At 42.4% G+C, this 22,660-nt stretch carries 26 protein-coding genes; 24 read left to right on the top strand and 2 right to left on the bottom strand.

Annotation, left to right across the window (positions count from 1 at the left end):
• The 24 genes from V756_RS0108095 (at nt 1) to minJ (ending at nt 20,647) form a co-directional block, all read left to right on the top strand.
• Nucleotides 1-420: a TIGR03826 family flagellar region protein gene (locus V756_RS0108095; RefSeq protein ID WP_024714213.1), complete on the top strand. Its 420-nt coding sequence runs from the start codon at nt 1-3 to the stop codon at nt 418-420.
• Nucleotides 421-499: 79 nt separating this feature from the next.
• On the top strand, nt 500-766 hold the full coding sequence (flgM, locus tag V756_RS0108090; RefSeq protein WP_024714212.1) for a flagellar biosynthesis anti-sigma factor FlgM: 267 nt from the start codon (nt 500-502) through the stop codon (nt 764-766).
• A 15-nt stretch (nt 767-781) separates the two neighbouring features.
• A complete protein-coding gene (gene flgN / locus V756_RS0108085; protein ID WP_024714211.1) occupies nt 782-1,264 on the top strand; it encodes a flagellar protein FlgN in 483 nt (160 codons plus the stop codon).
• Nucleotides 1,265-1,281: 17 nt separating this feature from the next.
• Nucleotides 1,282-2,805: a flagellar hook-associated protein FlgK gene (gene flgK, locus V756_RS0108080; RefSeq protein WP_024714210.1), complete on the top strand. Its 1,524-nt coding sequence runs from the start codon at nt 1,282-1,284 to the stop codon at nt 2,803-2,805.
• 9 nt (nt 2,806-2,814) lie between these two features.
• A complete protein-coding gene (gene flgL / locus V756_RS0108075; protein ID WP_024714209.1) occupies nt 2,815-3,711 on the top strand; it encodes a flagellar hook-associated protein FlgL in 897 nt (298 codons plus the stop codon).
• A gap of 46 nt (nt 3,712-3,757) precedes the next feature.
• Nucleotides 3,758-4,333 carry a DUF6470 family protein gene (locus tag V756_RS0108070; RefSeq protein ID WP_024714208.1) on the top strand — a complete coding sequence of 192 codons (576 nt, stop codon included), beginning with the start codon at nt 3,758-3,760 and terminating at the stop codon, nt 4,331-4,333.
• 20 nt (nt 4,334-4,353) lie between these two features.
• On the top strand, nt 4,354-4,785 hold the full coding sequence (fliW, locus tag V756_RS0108065) for a flagellar assembly protein FliW (RefSeq protein ID WP_024714207.1): 432 nt from the start codon (nt 4,354-4,356) through the stop codon (nt 4,783-4,785).
• Nucleotides 4,779-5,003 carry a carbon storage regulator CsrA gene (gene csrA / locus V756_RS0108060; protein WP_003219727.1) on the top strand — a complete coding sequence of 75 codons (225 nt, stop codon included), beginning with the start codon at nt 4,779-4,781 and terminating at the stop codon, nt 5,001-5,003. Before fliW ends, csrA begins: the two co-directional genes overlap by 7 nt.
• 143 nt (nt 5,004-5,146) lie before the next feature.
• Complete coding sequence (gene hag / locus V756_RS0108055; RefSeq protein ID WP_024714206.1) at nt 5,147-6,001, top strand: flagellin Hag; 855 nt, start codon at nt 5,147-5,149, stop codon at nt 5,999-6,001.
• Nucleotides 6,002-6,233: 232 nt separating this feature from the next.
• On the top strand, nt 6,234-6,563 hold the full coding sequence (gene flaG / locus V756_RS0108050; protein WP_024714205.1) for a flagellar protein FlaG: 330 nt from the start codon (nt 6,234-6,236) through the stop codon (nt 6,561-6,563).
• A gap of 17 nt (nt 6,564-6,580) precedes the next feature.
• Complete coding sequence (locus V756_RS0108045) at nt 6,581-8,077, top strand: flagellar hook-associated protein 2 (RefSeq protein ID WP_024714204.1); 1,497 nt, start codon at nt 6,581-6,583, stop codon at nt 8,075-8,077.
• 21 nt (nt 8,078-8,098) lie between these two features.
• Nucleotides 8,099-8,500 (top strand): flagellar export chaperone FliS, encoded by a 402-nt coding sequence (fliS, locus tag V756_RS0108040; RefSeq protein WP_024714203.1) that lies wholly within the window; start codon nt 8,099-8,101, stop codon nt 8,498-8,500.
• The gene (fliT, locus tag V756_RS0108035) at nt 8,497-8,838 is read left to right on the top strand and encodes a flagellar protein FliT (protein ID WP_024714202.1); all 342 of its coding nucleotides are present in this window, start codon (nt 8,497-8,499) and stop codon (nt 8,836-8,838) included. Before fliS ends, fliT begins: the two co-directional genes overlap by 4 nt.
• A 9-nt stretch (nt 8,839-8,847) precedes the next feature.
• Entirely contained in the window at nt 8,848-9,225 is a 378-nt protein-coding gene (locus V756_RS0108030) for a DUF8042 domain-containing protein (RefSeq protein WP_024714201.1), read from the top strand.
• A gap of 190 nt (nt 9,226-9,415) precedes the next feature.
• Nucleotides 9,416-9,985, top strand: a complete 570-nt coding sequence (hpf, locus tag V756_RS0108025; RefSeq protein ID WP_024714200.1) for a ribosome hibernation promotion factor — start codon at nt 9,416-9,418, stop codon at nt 9,983-9,985.
• A 169-nt stretch (nt 9,986-10,154) separates the two neighbouring features.
• On the top strand, nt 10,155-12,680 hold the full coding sequence (gene secA, locus V756_RS0108020; RefSeq protein ID WP_024714199.1) for a preprotein translocase subunit SecA: 2,526 nt from the start codon (nt 10,155-10,157) through the stop codon (nt 12,678-12,680).
• 69 nt (nt 12,681-12,749) lie between these two features.
• Nucleotides 12,750-13,851 (top strand): peptide chain release factor 2 gene (gene prfB, locus V756_RS0108015; RefSeq protein ID WP_111909799.1). Its coding sequence is split into 2 segments (ribosomal slippage): nt 12,750-12,821 and nt 12,823-13,851, totalling 1,101 coding nucleotides; the frame shifts between segments, so codons are not numbered across the junction.
• A 165-nt stretch (nt 13,852-14,016) separates the two neighbouring features.
• Entirely contained in the window at nt 14,017-14,862 is an 846-nt protein-coding gene (locus V756_RS0108010; RefSeq protein WP_024714197.1) for a YitT family protein, read from the top strand.
• A gap of 48 nt (nt 14,863-14,910) precedes the next feature.
• Nucleotides 14,911-15,249, top strand: a complete 339-nt coding sequence (gene cccB, locus V756_RS0108005) for a cytochrome c551 (protein ID WP_024714196.1) — start codon at nt 14,911-14,913, stop codon at nt 15,247-15,249.
• Nucleotides 15,250-15,483: 234 nt separating this feature from the next.
• Nucleotides 15,484-16,170 carry a cell division ATP-binding protein FtsE gene (gene ftsE / locus V756_RS0108000; RefSeq protein WP_024714195.1) on the top strand — a complete coding sequence of 229 codons (687 nt, stop codon included), beginning with the start codon at nt 15,484-15,486 and terminating at the stop codon, nt 16,168-16,170.
• Nucleotides 16,163-17,053 carry a permease-like cell division protein FtsX gene (ftsX, locus tag V756_RS0107995; RefSeq protein WP_024714194.1) on the top strand — a complete coding sequence of 297 codons (891 nt, stop codon included), beginning with the start codon at nt 16,163-16,165 and terminating at the stop codon, nt 17,051-17,053. The genes ftsE and ftsX overlap by 8 nt, the downstream gene beginning before the upstream one ends.
• Nucleotides 17,054-17,193: 140 nt before the next feature.
• Nucleotides 17,194-18,636 carry a carboxy-terminal processing protease CtpB gene (gene ctpB / locus V756_RS0107990; RefSeq protein WP_024714193.1) on the top strand — a complete coding sequence of 481 codons (1,443 nt, stop codon included), beginning with the start codon at nt 17,194-17,196 and terminating at the stop codon, nt 18,634-18,636.
• Nucleotides 18,637-19,018: 382 nt separating this feature from the next.
• Complete coding sequence (gene swrA / locus V756_RS0107985; protein ID WP_032681958.1) at nt 19,019-19,372, top strand: swarming motility protein SwrAA; 354 nt, start codon at nt 19,019-19,021, stop codon at nt 19,370-19,372.
• A 78-nt stretch (nt 19,373-19,450) separates the two neighbouring features.
• Entirely contained in the window at nt 19,451-20,647 is a 1,197-nt protein-coding gene (gene minJ / locus V756_RS0107980; RefSeq protein WP_024714191.1) for a cell division topological determinant MinJ, read from the top strand.
• A 47-nt stretch (nt 20,648-20,694) separates the two neighbouring features.
• Here the strand turns inward: minJ and V756_RS0107975 are convergent, their stop codons facing one another.
• Both V756_RS0107975 and V756_RS0107970 read right to left on the bottom strand, forming a co-directional pair.
• A complete protein-coding gene (locus V756_RS0107975; RefSeq protein WP_024714190.1) occupies nt 20,695-22,029 on the bottom strand; it encodes an MFS transporter in 1,335 nt (444 codons plus the stop codon).
• A gap of 34 nt (nt 22,030-22,063) precedes the next feature.
• On the bottom strand, nt 22,064-22,627 hold the full coding sequence (locus tag V756_RS0107970; RefSeq protein WP_024714189.1) for a TetR/AcrR family transcriptional regulator: 564 nt from the start codon (nt 22,625-22,627) through the stop codon (nt 22,064-22,066).
• Nucleotides 22,628-22,660 lie beyond the last annotated feature (33 nt).

The raw sequence follows: 22,660 nt of genomic DNA, 5'->3' as shown, positions 1-22,660 counted from the left end.
ATGGGAGAACTGGCGAATTGTCCGAAATGCAATACTTTGTTTTTAAAAACAAAGCTGCAAACCATATGTCAGGCGTGTATTAAGGAAGAAGAAAAATCATTTGAGATTGTATATAAGTTTTTAAGGAAACAGGAAAACCGGCAATCAACTTTGAGCCGGGTAACCGAGGAAACAGGTGTGGAAGAAGAGCTGATATTGAAATTCATCAGGCAGAAACGCATTCAAATCGCTCATCTTCCTAATTTGGCATACCCTTGTGAAAGGTGCGGGGCATCGATTCGGGAAGGCAAGTTCTGCAAGGCCTGTCAGTCCGATTTAAAGGCTCAAATAGATCATTTGGATCACGAGGACACGCTGAAAACAGAGAGAGAAAATAGTAAAAAAGACACATACTATGCCTATAATACCAAAAACAGCTGATTCCCTAAACTAACTGAAACCGCAGTCGATAAAAGGGTTAGATTGTTTAAAGACTGCAACGGAAAGCGAGAGGAATCCTATGAAAATCAATCAATTTGGAACACAATCCGTTAATCCATACCAAAAAAATTATGATAAGCAAGCGGTACAAAAAACTGCTGCACAGCCTCAGGATAAAATTGAAATTTCATCCCAGGCTAAAGAAATGCAAAGTGCATCCGACGCAGTCACTGGTTCACGCCAGGAAAAAATTGCGCAGCTTAAAGCGCAAATTGAAAATGGATCATACAAAGTAGACGCAAATCATATAGCGAAAAACATGATTAATTTTTATAAAAAGCAATAACAAAGGAGAAAGCCCATGTCAGCAAAGCCAATTATCGAACAATTGAAGCGACTTTGCGTTCTGCATGAGCACCTGCTCACGCTGTCTGAGGAAAAGACGGAAGCGCTCAAAGCCGGCAAAACAAAAGAGCTTTCTAACATTTTGACAAAAGAGCAAAAATATATTCAAGCCATCGGACAGACAGAAGAGGACCGGATCAAAGCAACTTCCGTCTTTCTCGGATACAGTGAAAATAACACTATTTCCGCATGTATCGCCAAAACTACAGGCAGTGAAAAGGAAGAGCTGGAACAGCTGTATGAAGCTCTTTCTAACGTTCTCGGACATCTGAAAAAAGTGAACGAGATGAATAGGCAGCTGACGAGAGATGCGCTGCAATTCATCTCTATTTCTTACGATATGCTGGTTCCTAAGGATAATAACTTTAATTACAGCAAATCAATTAAAGCTGAGCTTCCGAAGAGCAGCCGAATGAAACTATTTGATTCAAAAGCTTAGCAGAAAGGAATTGGAATATGACATCTACCTTTATGGGGCTTGAAACTGCAAGGCGGGCGTTAAGCGCTCAGCAGGCAGCATTAAGCACGACGGCAAATAACGTGGCAAATGCCAATACTGATGGTTATACAAGACAGCGTGTCTCATTGGAAGCAACTGACTATTTCCCTGCTGTATCAAAAAATGCTGAAAAAACCGCTGGACAAATGGGTACGGGAGTTCAAGGGAAGTCAGTTGAGAGAATAAGAGATATCTTTCTTGATTACCAGTACCGCCTTCAAAACAACAGTGCTGGATACTACGACACGAAAGCCAAAGCTCTGTCCCAAATGGAAGGCATCTTAAATGAGACGGACGGCAGCGGCTTAAACAGTGTGCTTAATTCGTTTTGGAATTCCTTGCAGGAATTATCGAATAATACAAACGAAGACAGTGCACGTTCTGTTGTCGCTGAAAAAGGAAAAGCTCTAGCAGAAACGTTTAATTATCTTTCTGAATCACTTACAAATGTTCAATCAAACTTAAAAGCAGAGCTAGATACGACTGTGTTGGATGTCAATTCGGTGCTTTCCCAATTAAACAGTTTAAATAAGCAAATTGCACAAGTAGAGCCGGTGGGGCTTCTGCCAAATGGTTTATATGATCAGCGGGATTTGCTGATTGATAAATTATCCTCAATGGTTGATATTAAAGTCAGCTATAACAAATCAGGCGGTAATGCACTTGCTTCTGCTGAAGGAACAGTATCAATTGAAATCCTCGATAAAAATAAACAGTCGCTGGGAACTGTTTTGGACGGTGAAAATTACGAGGTTTCAGAACTTGCAGCCAACTACGATAATGCAACTGGTTTAGTATCTAGTATCTCAATCGGGAACACTGCTGTACAGGCTGAGTCATTCAATAGCAAGGGATCTCTTTTAGGATTTATAGAGTCTTACGGTTATGTAACAGCAAACGGCGAAGAAAAAGGCGTATATCCTGACATGCTTTCTGACCTCGATAATATGGCACTTGAATTCGCGAAAGCGTTCAATGAGGTGCACCGGAATGGTTTGACCAAGAGCGGCGCACAAGGCGGGGACTTTTTTGAATTTACCGGCGGTGAAACTGCACCGGCAAAAGGAGCAGCAGGCAAGGTTAAAGTAGCTTCCAGCATATCAGATTCAAGCGGCGCGAACATTGCTTTCTCACTGACTGGCGCAGCCAACGATAATTCAAATGCAATAAAACTAGCCAATGTGTTAACAGGTGATATAACCATTAATGGTAAAAAGACAAGTGTGCTGGATTACTATTCAGGTCTGATTGGCGAGCTGGGAATTAAAGCACAAGAAGCAAATCGTTTGTCGTCTAATACTGAAACACAGCTGAATGACGCGGACATAAACCGCCAGCAAATGAGCGCAGTTTCTTTAGACGAAGAAATGACGAATATGATTCAATTCCAACACGCATACAATGCTGCCGCAAGAATGGTGACTTTACAAGACGAAATACTCGACAAAGTGATCAATGGCATGGGTGTAGGAGGAAGGTAGGTAGATCAAATGAGAGTAACACAAGGTATGATTCAGCAAAACTCATTGAGATATATCGGTTCAAGCTACTCAAAGCTGGATAAACTTCAATCACAGATTTCGTCTGGAAAAAAATTCTCAAAAGCTTCCGACGATCCTGTATCAGCGATGAAAAGCTTAAAGTATAATACGCAATTGTCTCAAGTGCAGCAATATCAAAGCAATGCTTCTCAAGCCTTTACCTGGCTCGAAAACACTGAAACAAACATTACTGAAGGAATTGACATCTTATCAAAGGTCAGAGATTTAGCTGTCCAAGCTCAAAATGATACAAACGGCGAAACGGAGCGGCAAGCGATGGGTGTTGAAGTGAAGCAGTTAAAGGACCAGCTTTTAAATATTGCTAATACACAAGTGAACGGCAGATATATCTTTAATGGCACAAATTCAGACAAGCCTCCGGTTACAGATAACGGAGACGGAACTTATACTATTTCTGATACTGCTGATGTCAATGTCAATATTTCTAATAATATGACATTGAAAGTGAATTCAGATCCAAAGTCAGCTTTTGGTGGCACTTCTGGAAGCGGACAGAATGTGTTTGAAATGCTTGACTCATTTGAGAAGGCGCTTAGTTCAGGTTCAGTCGATGGGATGAACAGCGTTTTAGATGATATTGATCAATTTTCTGACGGCATGAGCGCTGAACGTTCTGATCTTGGAGCGAGATATAATCGTCTTGAACTGGTTAATACAAGGCTTTCAGCTCAAGAAGAAACAGCTACAAAAGTGTTGTCAGACAATGAAGATGTAGAACTGGAAGAAGTAATAACAGAGTTTATTGCGCAGCAAAGCGTGCACAGGGCTACTCTGTCTGTAAATGCGCAAATTGTTCAGCCTACATTGATTGACTTTTTAAAGTAAGCGGCTCTCAGGAGTTCGCTTTTTTTATAGTTCGGGAGGTAGAGTGATGCAAATCCCCAGATTGATTATGCATAGTGTTCAAGGAAAAATTGGTTTAACAACGACGCCTGCCAATTTAAAAATGGAGCAGCCGCAAGCCGATCTTGAGATTCAGCAGCCAAACGCGGAAATGGAAATATCGGTGACACCTGGAAAACTTACGATTGACCAGACGCAAGCATGGGAAGAATTAGACAGAAAACATATATTCAAACGGATTGAAGAAGCCGCCCAACAAGGCCGTGAGGATGTAATGCAGGGTATAGCCCGCACAGCAGAAGAAGGGGCCGAGCTTATGAGAATTGAAAATAAGGGGAACCCAATCGCTTCACAAGCAAAGAGGAACTCTGAGATGCATCAGATTCAATTAGGTGAGAATTATGCTATTTCTCTTTCAAGGGTGAAAATACAATATACCCCGTCACAGCTTGATATTCAGATTACGCCGCGAAAACCTGTTATTGAGGCTGAACCGCGAAAACCAATTGTTGAATATACGCCGGGAGACGTTAAGGTTGACATGCTTCAATACCCTGATTTAAATATAGATGTAGAATACCCAAAAGAATCATCAGAAAAGTAAACAGAAAAGGATCGTGAACAATGATCATTCATACGAAATACCATGGCCAAATGAACGTAAAAGAGGAGCAAATTATTCTTTTTGAAAACGGGATTCCCGGCTTTATAGAGGAAAAACAGTTCGTCATTCTTCCGCTTTCAAAAGACTCTCCATTCGTGGCGCTGCAGTCCGTCACTTCGGAAAATCTTGCGTTCATCGTTGTAAGTCCGTTCATCTTTTTTAAGAATTATGAGTTTGACCTTGATGAATCAACTGCGGAACTTTTGGATATCGATCATATTGAAGATGTAGAAGTCATGACAATCTTGACGATGGCTGAGCCATTCGAAAAATCTACTGCCAATTTATTGGCTCCCATTATTGTAAATCGCAAAAACATGATGGCTAAGCAAGTCGTTTTACACGACTCCTCATATACGACAAAGCATCTGATTGGAGGAGAATCATGCTAGTTTTATCGCGGAAAATAAACGAAGCGATTCAAATAGGTGCTGATATTGAAGTGAAAGTCATTGCGGTTGAGGGTGATCAAGTGAAACTCGGAATTGACGCCCCAAAACATATCGACATTCACAGGAAAGAAATTTATTTGACCATTCAGGAAGAAAATAACCGTGCTGCAGCGTTATCCAGCGATGTGATCTCCGCATTATCCTCACAAAAAAAGTGAGGATTTTTTTATTTTTGTATTAACAAATTCAGAGACAATCCGATATTAATGATGTAGCCGGGAGGAGACGCAAAAGACTCCGCCAGTTATAAAAATGAGGCACAAGGACGTGCCTAAAAACATATTCAGGGAGGAACAAAACAATGAGAATTAACCACAATATCGCAGCACTTAACACATTAAACCGTTTAGGCGCAAACAACGGTGCTAGCCAAAAGAACATGGAGAAGCTTTCTTCAGGTCTTCGTATCAACCGTGCGGGAGATGATGCAGCTGGTCTTGCGATCTCTGAAAAAATGAGAGGACAAATCAGAGGTCTTGATATGGCTTCTAAAAACTCTCAAGATGGAATCTCTCTTATCCAAACAGCTGAGGGTGCATTAACTGAAACTCACTCTATCCTTCAACGTGTTCGTGAACTTGCAGTACAAGCAAACAATACTGGTACTCAAGACGCTACTGACTTAGGTGCTATCCAAGAAGAGATCAATTCTTTGAAAGAAGAAATTGGTGGTATGACAGGTGGAAGTAAAGGTATCTCTGATAGAACTGAATTTAACGGTAAGAAGCTCCTTAATGGCGACTTTGCAACTAATAAATTAACATTCCAAATCGGTGCAAACGCAGGGCAGCAACTTGCAGTTAATATCGGTGATATGAGTGCAACTGGACTTGGAGTTGACGCTATCGATGTTACTGCATTCAAAGATGATGCAACAGCATTTGATACACAGCTTGGTTTGATTGATACTGCTATTAACAATGTTTCAACTCAACGTTCAAAACTTGGTGCGGTACAAAACCGTCTTGAGCACACAATCAACAACTTGAGCGCTTCTGGTGAAAACCTGACAGCTGCTGAGTCTCGTATCCGTGACGTTGACATGGCGAAAGAAATGAGCGAGTTCACAAAGAACAACATTCTTTCTCAAGCTTCTCAAGCGATGCTTGCTCAAGCAAACCAACAGCCGCAAAACGTACTTCAATTGTTACGTTAATTTTAAAGAAGACCTTGGCGTTGCCAAGGTCTTTTATTTATATGTCTAACTCCGAATCATTCTCCATGCTGTCATTAACTCATGATATAATAACCGGATTCTCCACTAACTTATTATAAATGTATTTCCAAACAAGAAATTTAAAACGGAAGAGATTTTTTCCAAAAATATGTGTAATCTTATCTCGATTTAGTCGATATAAACGTTAGATTGGCGCATAGGGGATGATCAATTGAACATTGAAAGGCTCACTACGTTACAACCTGTTTGGGATCGTTATGATACTCAAATACATAATCAGAAAGATTACGAGAATAAAGTTCCTGCTCATCAAGTTTCATATACCAACCTTTCCGAAATGGTAGGGGAAATGAACAAGCTGCTGGAACCTTCGCAAGTTCACCTGAAGTTTGAGCTTCATGAGAAGTTAAATGAATACTATGTAAAGGTAATAGAGGACTCTACAAATGAGGTCATTCGTGAAATTCCGCCAAAACGATGGCTTGATTTTTATGCGGCTATGACTGAATATCTTGGGTTATTTGTAGATGAAAAAAAGTAGATTAGGAGTGGTTTGAAATGGTCACGAGAATAACAGGTCTGGCATCAGGAATGGATATAGATGATATCGTCTCAAAGCTGATGAAGACAGAAAAAGCGCCGCTTGACAGGCTGACACAAAAAAAACAGACTCTTGAATGGCAGCGTGACAGCTATCGTGAAGTAAATACAAAAATAAAAGAATTGCAAGATTATATGTCTAAAAATACGCTGACATATCCGAGTACGTATCAGAGCAAAACGGTGAAAAGCTCAGATGAATCTGTGTTAACTGCTACAGGAAACGCAAGTGCGCCAAACTCTTCTTCTACTGTTGAAGTAGCAAGCTTGGCAACCGCGGCGACGTATAAAGCAAATAATTATACGGGATACACGCAAGGCGATTATAATTTGGCATTTAACGTTGTGGCGCCTGGTGAGACAACGGCAAAGACAGTAAACATCAGTGTGACAAGCGCCGATACAATTGATAATGTGATTTCTAAACTTAATAGCTCTGATCTCGGAGTATCAGCATTTAAAGATAAAATTTGGAACGGCACCGCGTATGTGGAAACGATTGCGTTTTCTTCTAAAGCCACAGGTTCAGGCGGCAGCATACAGGCGGCAAATTCTGCTTCAGCCGACTTTATGTCCGGCCAGCTTGGATTTTCTTTGGACGCCGATAATAAGCTAACTGCTTACAAAGAAGGAACAAATGCAAAAGTCACAATTAACGGCTTTGAAATGGAGAAGCTGACAAACAACTTTACAGTTAATGGTGTTACCTATTCGATCAAAAATACAACTGCAGCATCTGGTCCTGTTACGACAGCTGTTTCGACTGATGTTGACGGGATTTACAATCAAATTAAAGAGTTTGTAGACAAATACAATGAATTGGTTGACAGCCTGAATGGAAAGCTTCAGGAAGAAAAATACAGAGACTATACGCCGCTGACGAGTGAACAAAAAGAAGCAATGTCCGATAAAGAAGTAGAACTCTGGGAAGCAAAGGCGAAAAGCGGTTTGCTGAGAAATGATAGCAGTATCAGCACCGGTACGAACCAAATGCGGTCTGATTTTTATTCACAAGTAAATGCGGATGGGAAATCCTATCAATTAACTGAATTTGGCATCTCGACTTCAGGTACTTACCAATTGCGGGGACATCTAGAGATTAATGAAGACAAACTGAAAGCTAAAATACAAGAAGATCCGAAAAGCGTCGCAGCTTTATTTACAAGCGGGTCGAGCAGCAGCGCATATAGTGATAAAGGGATTATGAAGCGCATCGGTGACACGCTGAAAAGTACAGTGAAAAGTATCGAAGCAAAAGCCGGTAACTCTACAATGGGCGCCAATAACTACTCAATCGGTAAAAATTTAAACACGATCAGCACTGATATTATCAAGATGCAGGATCGGTTGAATTCGATAGAAAACCGCTACTATACAAAATTCAGTGCAATGGATTCTGCGATTCAAAAAATGAACGAACAATCGTCCTATTTATCACAGCTTCTTGCACAATAAATGTAATTTGGAGGATGACACATGGCGATCCAAAATCCTTATACAGCCTATCAGCAAAATTCGGTGAATACCGCTACACCCGGTGAACTGACGCTTATGCTGTATAATGGCTGTTTGAAATTTATACGACTTGCCTCTCAGGCCATTGAGAATGATGATATGCAACGAAAAAATGAAAATCTGATTAAAGCGCAAAATATCATTCAAGAATTAAATTTTACACTTAACCGCAACATAGAGCTTTCCGCTTCCATGGGTGCGATGTACGATTATATGTATCGAAGATTGGTACAGGCAAATATCAAAAATGATATGAGTATGCTGGCTGAGGTTGAAGGCTATGTAACAGATTTTCGGGATGCTTGGAAACAAGCCATTCAGAGTGAACGGAAGGACCGGCACGGATCAGGCGGAATCGCATGAAAAACATAGATCAACTGTACACTGAAACGCAGAGTATGCTGTCGCACATACAACAAACACCCGAAAGCGATGAACTTTTAAAGGAAATTGAAGACTTTGTGGCTAAACGGTCTGAACTGATTCAGGAAATATCTCTGCCGCTTTCAAGGGAAGAACAAAAGCAGATGAAGCTTGTTTTGGAATGGGACCAGGCTATTGTGAAGGAAATGGGAAGACTGAAGCAGTCAATCGCAGCAGAACTTCAGCAGGTAAAAAGAAAACGTACAATGCATACAACGTATTTAAATCCTTATAACAACATTACGATTGACGGCAGATATTATGACAAGCGTAAATAGGTGAGTGCCTTGAAGAGCATTGAAGATTATACGCTTTTATCAGCTTATTATCATCTTCTGTTTACTATTGAGGAAGGGCTATGTTATTTGATAGAGGCTGAACAGAATTTATCAAAAACAGAAGGGGATCGGATCTATCAAGATCTGATCCAAGCCTTTTTTTATTTGGATTCAACACATTCCACACTTCTCTTTATTATGGATTCGCGTTGTGCTGAAATTTGTGTGAAAGCATTTGACCAAATTTTTGCAGAGTTTGATCAATTGGTTTCTTTCTCTTTTCCCTCTCATGAGTTCTGCGAGTATTTAAAAGAACATTTTCTGAATCATTATAGAAAATGGATGCTGTCCATACACCAATGTATGGAACCTTTTGTTATCAATTAGGCGTGTGTGAGGTATTTGTTTCTTTTAATCAGCATATACATATACCTCCGAACCGCCAATGCAGCAGGAAATACAAACACAAATCGACAAATTTCACTGAATTTTCACAAAAAGTTTACGTTTTGGCAGGATTGGTGCAGGGTAAAGGAGAAATAGATACATATCCTTAATAAAAGGGAGGCGTTCTTTGATGAACTATAACATCAGAGGAGAAAATATTGAAGTGACACCCGCGTTAAAGGATCATGTCGAGAAGAAGATCGGCAAGCTGGAGCGTTATTTTGACCATAGCGTGAATGCTGATGTGAACGTCAACTTGAAGTTTTACAATGACAAGGAGTCTAAAGTTGAGGTTACAATTCCGATGACAGATCTGGCGCTTCGGTCCGAGGTGCATAACGAGGATATGTACAACGCAATTGATCTCGCTACAAACAAACTGGAACGTCAAATCCGCAAGCATAAAACGAAAGTAAACCGTAAATTCCGTGAGCAGGGCTCTCCGAAGCATTTATTGGCAAACGGCCTTGACTCTGATACAGATATTGCGGTTCAGGATGAAATTGAAGAGGATGAGAGCTTGGACATTGTCCGTCAGAAGCGCTTTAATTTAAAGCCGATGGATAGTGAAGAAGCGATCTTGCAAATGAATATGCTCGGCCATAATTTCTTTGTTTTCACAAATGCGGAAACAAACCTAACAAATGTCGTGTACCGCCGAAATGATGGGAAATATGGCTTGATTGAACCGACTGAATAATGAAGAGAAGCCTTCCGTAATGTCCGCGGAAGGTTTTTGTTGTTTCTTATTTGCAAATTCTTTGGAAATAACAAAAGGTATGATATGATAATGAGAGGTATACATGGACTAGTAAATTATTTATACATGCCTGCAAAAACAGGCATGTGATGATAGAGGAGCGTTATAAATGCTTGGAATTTTAAATAAAATGTTTGATCCAACAAAACGTACGCTGAATAGATACGAAAAAATAGCTAACGACATTGATGCAATTCGCGGAGACTATGAAAATCTCTCCGACGAGGAGCTGAAACATAAAACGATTGAATTTAAAGAGCGCCTTGAAAAAGGGGCGACAACTGATGATCTTCTTGTTGAAGCATTCGCCGTTGTTCGGGAAGCTTCGCGCCGCGTAACCGGCATGTTTCCGTTCAAAGTCCAGCTCATGGGGGGCGTGGCGCTTCATGACGGAAATATCGCGGAAATGAAAACAGGGGAAGGGAAAACGTTAACCTCTACTCTGCCTGTTTATTTAAATGCATTAACAGGTAAAGGCGTACACGTCGTGACTGTCAACGAATACTTGGCAAGCCGTGACGCTGAGCAGATGGGGAAAATTTTCGAGTTTCTCGGTCTGACTGTCGGCTTGAATTTAAACTCAATGTCAAAGGATGAAAAACGGGAAGCTTATGCCGCTGACATTACTTACTCTACAAACAACGAGCTTGGCTTCGACTATTTGCGTGACAATATGGTTCTTTATAAAGAGCAGATGGTTCAGCGCCCGCTGCATTTTGCGGTCATTGATGAAGTTGACTCTATTTTAATTGATGAAGCGAGAACACCGCTAATCATTTCTGGACAAGCTGCAAAATCCACTAAGCTGTATGTACAGGCAAATGCGTTTGTCCGTACGTTAAAAGCGGAGAAGGATTACACGTATGACATCAAAACAAAAGCTGTTCAGCTTACTGAAGAAGGCATGACGAAGGCGGAAAAAGCATTCGGCATCGATAACCTCTTTGATGTAAAGCATGTCGCGCTCAACCACCATATCAACCAGGCCTTAAAAGCTCACGTTGCGATGCAAAAGGACGTTGACTATGTAGTGGAAGACGGACAGGTTGTTATTGTTGATTCCTTTACGGGACGTCTGATGAAAGGCCGCCGCTACAGTGAGGGGCTTCACCAGGCGATTGAAGCGAAGGAAGGGCTTGAAATTCAAAATGAGAGCATGACCTTGGCGACGATTACGTTCCAAAACTACTTCCGGATGTATGAAAAGCTTGCCGGTATGACGGGTACGGCTAAGACAGAGGAAGAGGAGTTCCGCAACATCTACAACATGCAGGTTGTCACGATTCCTACTAACCAGCCTGTTGTCCGTGACGATCGTCCGGATTTAATTTACCGTACGATGGAAGGAAAGTTTAAGGCCGTTGCGGAGGATGTCGCACAGCGTTACATGACGGGACAGCCTGTTCTTGTCGGTACGGTTGCGGTTGAAACATCTGAATTGATTTCTAAGCTTTTGAAAAACAAAGGGATTCCGCATCAAGTATTAAACGCCAAAAACCATGAACGTGAAGCGCAGATCATTGAAGAGGCCGGCCAAAAAGGCGCAGTTACAATTGCGACAAACATGGCGGGGCGCGGAACAGATATTAAGCTTGGCGAAGGTGTAAAAGAGCTTGGCGGTCTCGCTGTTATCGGTACAGAACGACACGAATCACGCCGGATTGACAATCAGCTTCGAGGACGTTCCGGACGTCAAGGAGATCCGGGGATCACCCAATTTTATCTTTCTATGGAAGATGAATTGATGCGCAGATTCGGAGCTGAGCGGACAATGGCGATGCTTGACCGTTTTGGCATGGACGATTCTACTCCAATTCAAAGCAAAATGGTGTCCCGCGCGGTTGAATCGTCTCAAAAACGTGTCGAAGGCAATAACTTCGATTCACGTAAACAGCTTCTGCAATATGATGACGTTCTTCGCCAGCAGCGCGAGGTCATTTATAAGCAGCGCTTTGAAGTTATCGACTCTGAAAACCTGCGTGAAATCGTTGAAAATATGATTAAATCTTCTCTCGAACGGGCAATTGCGGCTTATACACCAAGAGAAGAACTTCCAGAGGAGTGGAAGCTTGACGGTCTTGTGGAGCTTGTCAACACGACTTACCTTGACGAAGGCGCGCTTGAGAAGAGTGATATCTTTGGCAAAGAACCTGATGAAATGCATGAACTCATCATGGACCGCATCATGACCAAATATGATGAAAAAGAAGAAAAATTCGGCGAAGAACAAATGCGTGAATTTGAGAAAGTCATCGTGCTTCGCGCCGTCGATTCAAAATGGATGGACCATATCGATGCGATGGATCAGCTCCGTCAAGGGATTCACCTTCGTGCTTACGCGCAAACAAACCCGCTGCGTGAGTATCAAATGGAAGGCTTTGCGATGTTTGAGCATATGATTGAATCAATTGAGGACGAGGTCGCAAAATTTGTGATGAAGGCCGAGATTGAAAACAATCTTGAGCGTGAAGAGGTTGTACAAGGCCAGACAACGGCTCATCAGCCGCAAGAAGGCGAAGAAAGCAAAAAAGCGAAGAAAGCACCGGTTCGTAAAGTGGTTGATATTGGCCGAAATGCACCATGCCACTGCGGAAGCGGAAAAAAATATAAAAATTGCTGCGGCCGGACTGAATAGTTCGAGTCAGGCAAGTTTTTGACCGCGGCGCTTTGAGCGCCCGCGGATCTTTTAATGAGGTGAATTGGAATGGAATTATCAGAAATCAGGGCAGAGCTCGAAAATATGGCTTCTCGTTTAGCGGACTTTAGGGGGTCTCTTTGACCTCGAATCAAAAGAGGCCCGCATTGCTGAGCTAGATGAACAAATGGCTGATCCGGAATTCTGGAACGATCAGCAGAAAGCCCAAACGGTCATCAACGAAGCAAATGGTTTAAAGGATTATGTCAATTCCTATAAAAAATTGAATGAATCCCATGAAGAATTGCAAATGACTCATGATCTTTTGAAAGAAGAGCCGGACTCAGACCTTCAGCTTGAACTTGAAAAAGAACTAAAATCATTAACAAAAGAGTTCAATGAGTTTGAGCTTCAGCTTCTGCTCAGTGAGCCGTATGATAAAAACAACGCGATTTTAGAACTGCACCCTGGTGCTGGCGGTACGGAATCACAGGACTGGGGCTCAATGCTTCTCAGAATGTATACCAGATGGGGAGAACGCCGCGGCTTTAAGGTGGAAACGCTCGATTACCTTCCGGGTGATGAAGCGGGAATCAAGTCAGTCACATTGCTGATCAAAGGACACAATGCCTACGGTTATCTCAAGGCGGAAAAAGGTGTCCATCGTCTCGTGCGAATTTCACCGTTTGATTCTTCAGGCCGCCGTCATACATCATTCGTATCTTGTGAAGTCATGCCTGAATTTAACGACGAGATTGATATTGATATCCGTACGGAGGATCTTAAAGTTGATACGTACCGTGCAAGCGGAGCGGGCGGGCAGCACGTCAACACGACGGATTCAGCGGTTCGGATTACGCACTTGCCGACGAATGTGGTTGTAACGTGCCAAACAGAACGCTCACAAATTAAAAACCGTGAAAGAGCCATGAAAATGCTGAAGGCCAAGCTGTATCAGCGCAGGATTGAAGAGCAGCAGGCAGAGCTGGATGAAATTCGCGGTGAACAAAAAGAAATCGGCTGGGGAAGCCAAATCCGCTCTTATGTATTCCATCCGTATTCCATGGTAAAAGACCATCGGACCAATACAGAAATGGGGAACGTTCAAGCGGTAATGGACGGTGACATTGATACATTTATTGATGCCTACCTGCGTTCTAAGCTTTCATAAGCACAAAACACACCTGATATATTCAGGTGTGTTTTTTCATTCCTTCATATCCTTGATTTCACTGCTGCTTTAGCATATTACCACTTTATTTGGGTGTTATTTACATCTGATCGGGGAAGGATTAAAATGCTATCGGAGAGCAATGGAAGAAACGGAGGATATATGATGGACATACGGAATAACACATATCGGATTTTACGGGATTATGTATACATACTGATAGGAGCAGCAATTACAGCCGTGTCCTTTAATGTATTTTTGCTTCCAAATAAGATTGCCGCCGGCGGTGTCAGCGGAATCAGCACAATTTTACAGTCATATGGTTTTGAAGCAGCGTATGTGCAGTGGATTATTAATATCCCTTTATTTATTGCCGGTGTCGTTTTGCTTGGCGGAAAATTTGGTCTTAAGACGCTCGCGGGTTCTGTTTTTTTGCCGCTTGTCGTGTTTTTGACAAGAAATATTCAGCCGGCTACCCATCATGAGCTTCTGGCGGCGATTTTTGGCGGCGTCGGCATCGGTGTCGGAATTGGCATTGTGTATTTAGGGAAAGGTTCGACTGGCGGAACCGCCTTGGCTGCACAGATCATTCATAAGTACTCCGGTCTGTCATTGGGAACGTGTCTTGCCATCATTGACGGATTGATTGTCATTACGGCTATGATCGTATTTAATATTGAGCAAGGCTTATATGCCATGCTTGGCGTCTTTGTGTCCAGCAAAACGATTGATGTCGTTCAAGTCGGCTTTAATCGTTCAAAAATGGCGCTTATTATTACAAAGCAGGAGCAGGCAGTCAAGGAAGCCGTTTTACAGAAAATCGACAGAGGCGTGACGAAAATTTCCGCAGTCGGCGGATATACTGACGATGACCGCCCGATTTTAATGTGCGTGGTTGGGCAAACTGAATTCACCAAATTGAAACAAATCGTCAAACAGATTGATGAGTCTGCTTTTGTGATTGTAGCGGACGCGAGCGAGGTATTGGGCGAGGGTTTCAAACGCGCTTAAACGAGGTTATAATATGGTAGAGATCGTAAAGGAGTTGTGCTTCTCAACATGAAATCAAAGTTATCGATACTATTGCTTGGACTTACTCTTTCCGTTCTGTTGGCCGCCTGCGGTTCAAACGATGCAAAAGAAGAGAAGGCAGACACCGGCAGCAAGACTGAAGCCTCTGCATCCGAAGGGGAAGAATTATATCAGCAAAGCTGCGTAGGCTGTCACGGCAAAGATTTAGAAGGTGTATCAGGGCCTAATCTTCAAGAAGTCGGAGGCAAATACGACGAACACAAAATTGAAAGCATTATTAAAAACGGCCGGGGCAATATGCCGAAGGGGCTTGTAAATGATAAAGAAGCCGCTGTTATTGCCAAATGGCTGTCGGAAAAAAAGTAAGATAAAAAAATCTTTGCCGCAGCGCAGGCAAAGATTTTTTTATGCCCTGACAATATGAATGAAAAGAAACTGTAATAGTATTATGTCTAAATTTGACGTATAATGAAGTGTGTTGAAAAATAAAAGTTTCAGATTTTTCATCTTTTTACAAATGAATAGGTCATAAATTGTCGAATGTATTCGACGAGTGTGACCGTGTGATAAATAAAATGATATAAAAGATTAGGTGATTTCATGATAGAGATGAAGGAAGTATACAAAGCCTATCCGAACGGTGTAAAAGCGCTTAATGGGATTTCTGTTGACATTCATCCCGGCGAGTTTGTGTATGTTGTCGGTCCGAGCGGTGCGGGTAAATCTACTTTTATTAAAATGATATACAGAGAAGAAAAACCGACAAAAGGACAAATTTTAATCAATCATAAAGATCTCGCTGCAATTAAAGAAAAAGAGATTCCTTTCGTGCGCCGTAAAATAGGCGTTGTCTTCCAGGATTTTAAGCTTCTGCCGAAACTTACTGTTTTTGAAAATGTGGCATTTGCCCTTGAAGTAATTGGAGAACAGCCGTCTGTCATTAAGAAACGGGTGCTTGAAGTGCTTGATCTCGTGCAGCTGAAGCATAAAGCGAGACAATTTCCTGACCATCTTTCAGGCGGGGAGCAGCAGCGTGTATCTATTGCCAGATCAATTGTGAACAACCCTGATGTTGTCATCGCTGATGAACCTACAGGAAACCTTGATCCGGATACGTCATGGGAAGTCATGAAGACGCTGGAGGAAATCAATAACCGCGGGACAACAGTCGTAATGGCGACACATAACAAAGAAATCGTAAACACCATTAAGAAACGTGTCATTGCAATCGAAGATGGTATCATTGTGCGTGATGAGTCAAGAGGGGAGTATGGTTCATATGATTAAAATTCTCGGGCGCCACTTGCGTGAGAGTTTTAAATCTCTCGGGAGAAACACATGGATGACATTTGCATCCATTAGTGCTGTAACAGTTACGCTGATTTTAGTCGGCGTGTTTTTAGTGATTATGCTGAATTTGAATAACATGGCCACGAACGCCGAAAAACAAGTCGAAATCAAAGTTTTGATTGATTTGACGGCAGACCAGAAGGCACAGGATAAACTGCAGAGCGATATTAAGGAACTGAAGGGCATTCAGAGTGTCACTTTTTCATCTAAAGAAAAAGAGCTTGACCAGCTGGTTGACAGCTTTGGCGACAGCGGTAAATCCCTGACGATGAAGAATCAGGAAAATCCGCTTAATAACGCATATGTCGTTAAAACAACAGATCCGCATGATACGCCGAACGTGGCAAAAAAGATTGAAAAAATGGATCATGTCTATAAAGTCACGTACGGTAAAGAAGAAGTCAGCCGTTTGTTTAAAGTGGTCGGCGTTTCCCGCAACATCGGAATCGCGTTAATTATCGGACTGGTATTCACGGCGATGTTCTTGATTTCCAATACCATTAAAATTACAATTTTCGCAAGAAGAAAAGAAATTGAAATCATGAAGCTTGTCGGTGCGACGAACTGGTTTATCCGCTGGCCGTTTTTCCTTGAAGGATTGCTGCTTGGCGTATTCGGTTCAGTGATTCCGATTGCATTGGTGCTGAGCACTTACCAATACCTCATCGGCTGGGTCGTTCCGAAGGTTCAAGGATCATTTGTCTCTCTTCTTCCTTATAATCCATTTGTATTCCAGGTTTCGTTAGTGCTGGTTGCAATCGGAGCAGTAATTGGAGTATGGGGAAGTCTGACTTCCATCCGCAAGTTTCTGCGAGTATAAAGAGAAAAAGCCGTCCCGCTTCTGTGGGCGGCTTTTCTTTTGCCTTCTTTTTCTTCTATGATTACATGAAATCTCCATCCTCTACATATACTATCTCTAGGTTTTGATAAAGACAGTCTGGCATACAGGAGGAGTAAAGGATGAATCAAAAGATAATGGCTGTGATCGCAGCGGGGAGCATGCTGTTCGGAGGCGCCGGTGTATATGCGGGAATGAACCTGCTTGAGATGGATAAGCCCCAGACTGCAGCAGTTCCCGTCACGGCACAAGCTGACTCTGAACGGAATAAGGCTATGGACAAAATCGAAAAAGCGTATGAGTTAATTTCGAATGAGTATGTAGAAAAAGTTGATAGAGAAAAGCTGCTCGAGGGAGCCATCCAAGGAATGCTGTCTACGCTGAATGATCCTTATTCTGTCTACATGGACAAGCAGACAGCTAAGCAATTTTCTGATTCTCTTGATTCCTCATTTGAAGGCATTGGGGCTGAGGTTGGAATGGCAAACGGCAAAATTATTATTGTTTCCCCATTTAAGAAATCGCCAGCGGAAAAAGCCGGGCTTAAGCCTAATGATGAAATTATCAGCATCAATGGAGAATCAATGGCTGGCAAGGATTTAAATCACGCTGTGTTAAAAATAAGAGGAAAGAAAGGGTCAAGCGTTTTAATGAAGATTCAGCGGCCGGGCACGAAAAAGCAGCTGTCATTCCGGATTAAGAGAGCTGAGATTCCACTCGAAACGGTATTTGCTTCAGAGAAAAACGTGCAGGGGCACTCTGTCGGATATATCAGCATCTCTACTTTTTCCGAGCATACCGCGAAGGATTTTGCAAAAGCGCTGGGCGGTCTTGAGAAAAAAGGAATTGATGGCCTTGTTATTGATGTCCGCGGCAACCCGGGCGGATATCTTCAAAGTGTGGAAGAAATTCTTAAGCACTTCGTTACAAAGGATAAGCCGTATATTCAGATTGCTGAGCGCAATGGAGATAAAAAACGATATTTTTCAACCTTGCCCCATAAAAAAGCGTATCCTGTCAATGTGATTACGGATAAAGGGAGTGCCTCCGCATCAGAGATTCTTGCCGGCGCATTAAAGGAAGCAGGACATTATGATGTTGTAGGCGATAGGTCTTTTGGTAAGGGGACGGTTCAACAGGCTGTGCCAATGGGGGACGGCAGCAACATCAAATTGACGCTCTACAAGTGGCTGACGCCAAATGGAAACTGGATTCATAAGAAAGGAATTGAGCCGACCATTGCGATGAAGCAGCCTGATTATTTTTCCGCCGGACCTTTGCAGCTGAAAGAGCCGCTTAAAGTGGATATGAACAATGAAGATGTTAAGCATGCACAGGTATTATTAAAAGGGCTTAGCTTCGACCCGGGACGTGAGGATGGCTATTTCAGCAAGGACATGCAAAAAGCGGTTTTGGCCTTTCAAGATCAAAACAAGCTGGATAAGACGGGTGTAATCGATATTCGCACTGCTGAGGCCTTAAATCAGCAGATAGAAAAGAAAAAATCAAACGAAAAAAATGATTTGCAGCTTCAAACAGCGCTGAAATCACTATTTGTAAAATAAAGGAGATGGTCTTCCATCTCCTGTTTCTTTATACTTAACGAGTGAATGAATCATAAGTCACATAAAAAATGAGTTTTTGACAAGAAATTAAAAAAATTTCACAAATAAACATTTATAAAGGACTGTGATTACCCGATATCAATATATGAGAGAGACTTTCTAACGAGATAATATGCATTTAAAATGAAACTTTTGCAAGTTGCCTAGTCTCTGTTTACTTCATACAATATAAGAAGGTTCTAAAAAGAACAGTAATCAGGTTTATGGCAGCTGTAAGACAGGTATTTAATGAGAAACGTTAGCGAAAATGCTTGTTAGCACTCCAGTACTGCTGCTTATACTGGCCCGTGCTTATCTGTATAAAGAAAATGGGGGTTCACAATTGAAGAGGGCAAGTATTGTGCGTGAGAAAAAATATTATGAATTAGTCGAACAATTAAAAGACAGAACACAAGATGTAACATTTTCAGCTACAAAAGCACTAAGTCTTCTTATGCTGTTTAGCAGGTATTTAGTCAATTACACCAATGTCGAATCAGTAAATGATATCGATGAAGAATGTGCCAAACATTATTTTAACTACTTAATGAAGAATCATAAGCGATTAGGAATCAATCTGACAGATATAAAAAGGTCGATGCACTTGATCAGCGGTTTATTGGATGTGGATGTAAACCATTATTTAAAGGATTTTTCATTATCGAATGTCACGCTGTGGATGACGCAAGAGGGATAAACGCTCCCGAGGATATCCAAGCCATTTAATATTTGATAGAATAGATGTAATATGTTTGGCTTGAGGCGGTGAAAGATAGTGTCTGTTCAATGGGGATTTGAACTGTTAAAAAGCGTGGGCCTGTTCTTCTTGCACCCGCTTTTCTGGTTTTTTATCATGATAAGTCTGTTTTTCGGCTATGTAAGGATCAAACGGGAAAGAAAAACCTTTCATACTAGAATAGCGGATATTTATGATGAACTGAAATTTACTTATACAAAAGGACTGATCCCTGGCCTCCTTTTGTCGGTTGTTTTAGGCGTACTCGGAATCTCGATTCCTCTCGGTTTACTTGCGATTATTGCCGTTATCACTGCAGCGGCAGCGCTCACTCTTCGCGCAAACTGGATGTCTGCTGCATATATCGTAAGCGCGAGTATGCTGATAGGTTTCGGACTGCAAATCAATCAGGCGGAACCTTTTCTGGAGAGATTCCCGCAAGGATTTGCAGTTGTCTGGCCGGCTATGGCTGTGTTTTTGGGCTTGTTGATTATTATTGAAGGAGCGGTTGCTTATCGCTCTGCACATGTGAGAACATCACCGGCAATTGTCTTGAGCAGCCGAGGTTTGCCGATCGGGCAGCAGTTGGCAAACCGGATATGGCTTTTGCCGTTGTTCCTTCTCGTGCCTGGCAACGGATTAGAATCACATGTCAGCTGGTGGCCTGTGTTTACCATTCCGGGCGGATCATTCCATTTTCTATGGATTCCGTACTTTGTCGGATTTGGACAAAGGGTGCAAGGGTCTCTTCCTGAAACGAGCATAAGGATCACAGCGAAACGTGTTTGTATTCTAGGCTTAATCGTCACAGCTCTCGGTGCAGCGGGTTTACTGTGGACGCCGCTTGCGGGTGCAGCCGTATGTGCGGCTGTATTAGGACGTATTTTTCTATCCATTAAGCAAAGGGTGAATGATAACGCGGCTCCGTTTTATTTCTCGAAACGTGATCAGGGCTTAATGGTGCTTGGGATTATACCAAATACGCCGGCTGAGGACCTGGAATTGAAAATTGGAGAAGTCATTACTAAAGTGAATGGCATACCGGTTAAGAACGTATCTGATTTTTATGAAGCGCTCCAGCATAACCGTGCATATGTGAAGCTTGAAATTATCGGTTTGAACGGAGAAATTCGTTTTGATCAAAGAGCTTCTTATGAGGGAGAACATCATGAATTGGGCATCCTTTTCGTAAAGGATGAACGTGAAGACGAAGCAGCCGCTTTGTCTGGATCATAAAAGACAGCCCAGCACCGCAAGAATATGCGGTGCCGGGCTGTTTTGCGTTACGCTGAGTTTTTTTCCATCCGTGCCGTTTCATCAGATTTGATGCCTAATGAAACAAAAACGCCAATGATGGAGACAGCGAAGAGAATGATAAATAAGGTGTGGTATCCGGAAATCAGACCGATTAAGGCTGATGAAATAATGCTTCCGAAATAACGGAAGGTCGAGAAAATGCCGGACGCCACTCCTGACATGCCGGGATCTACTGTGGCAAGAGATGATATCTGCATGCTGGTCAGTCCCACTCCCGATGCGAGCCCGCCTAGAATAAGGGAGATCATAAGGAACAAGACAGAATGAGAGCTGCTTAACAGCAAAAATAATAGATTCGCACCAGCCATCATCGCAAATGAAAGAAAAATGATTTTTTTTGCTCCCCATTTGTGATGGAGCTGTGCCCCCACCCAGTTGCTGGCCGACATGAAGATCGAAAATACAGAGAGCGCCATGCCGCTGTTAGACGTATTGAGCCCAAATTGGCTCGTCATGAATAACGGCATGATCAATAAGACGGCGTACATCATCAGATTGCTTAATAAGACTGATAGGTTGGCATTTGTAAAGGTTGAGCTTTTAAACAGTCTAAAATCTATGATTGGGTGCTTTGTGCGTTTTTCTCTTCTGAAAAAAAGCGGGACAAAAAGAAGGATCAATACACTGTATACCGCATAGCCCCATGAAGTTTCATTTTTCGTCAGCAGGATGATTGAAACGATGCTGCCTGCAAGCAGGAGAGAACCGATAATATCCAGCGGCGCGTCAGATTTGTTTTCTTTATATTGTGGGAACATGGTTAATGCCGTAATTAAAGCAATGGCGAGAAACGGGATGTTGACCCAAAAAATCGAATGCCAGCTAAAGCTGTCAATCAGCAAAGAGCCGATGAAAGGCCCAAGAGCGGCGCCAAGCCCCGCGCCAAGCCCAAAAAATCCAAACACCTTCGGAAGGCGCTTTTCAGAAACAACGTGACGGATAATGGCGATGCTATTTGGCGTAAGCAGTGCGCCGCCGACAGCCTGCAACGCCCGAAAGACAATCAACAGCACCAGGCTCGGTGAGAGGGCGCAGCCTAAAGACGCGATTAGAAAAAGGCCGACGCCCCATAAGTACATTGTTTTATTGCCGTACATGTCACCGAGTTTTCCAGCAATTGGCTGTGTGACGGCCATCACGATTAAATAAACGGTGACCACCCAAGTGATGCTTGCGATGGACTCGTTATACGTATGGGATATGGATGAGAGCGCGACCGCGATCATCGTTGAGTTGATGGGAGCGAGGATGGCCCCTAATAATAGCGAGACGATCAGCGCCCATTCTTTTCTTGAGCTCATTGGGATCCTCCTTCTTGTTATGCCAAGGAAATCATCAAGAAATTCCTTTGACAAACAGAGCTGTGCTATGCTCCAGCATTTTTTCCTGGGACATTGAAATCACCCTGTCTCCTAAATGGAGACGGTGAATAAAATAACCAAAAATGATCGACATGAACACGTCGGCATGCTCCGCTTCATCTCCTGACTGAATAACCCCTTTTTCGCCCATTGTTTTGAGATAATCAACCAACAGCTGTTTCATACATTGGGGATATTCAGTGACGTGGTTGATGACCCCCTGAAACATGGCCGGTTCACGAAAACTGATTTTAATGATATCTTTTCTTCGTTCGAGCTCCTCCAAGAGACAGGTTCCGATATGAAGCAGGTCTTTGTACAAATCTCCTTCGGTTTGTTCCAGAATGCTGCCTTGATTTGAGGAATACTGAGAAAGCAAAACCTCGACCAGTCCCTGCTTGTTTTTGAAATTCCTGAAAATCGTCGCTTCACTTACGTTTGCTTTTTCCGCGATTTCTTTTGTCGTCATAGCGCGATATCCTTTTTTGACGAGCAGCTGCGTGGCAGCATCAAGGATTCTCTTGTTTGTCGATCTCAATACGCTTCACCTCACGAATATACTGGCAGGACA

Source organism: Bacillus tequilensis KCTC 13622 (assembly GCF_000507145.1).
In the GTDB taxonomy this organism is placed as follows: Bacteria; Bacillota; Bacilli; order Bacillales; family Bacillaceae; genus Bacillus; species Bacillus tequilensis.
This window is presented reverse-complemented; position numbering and strand designations above follow the sequence as displayed.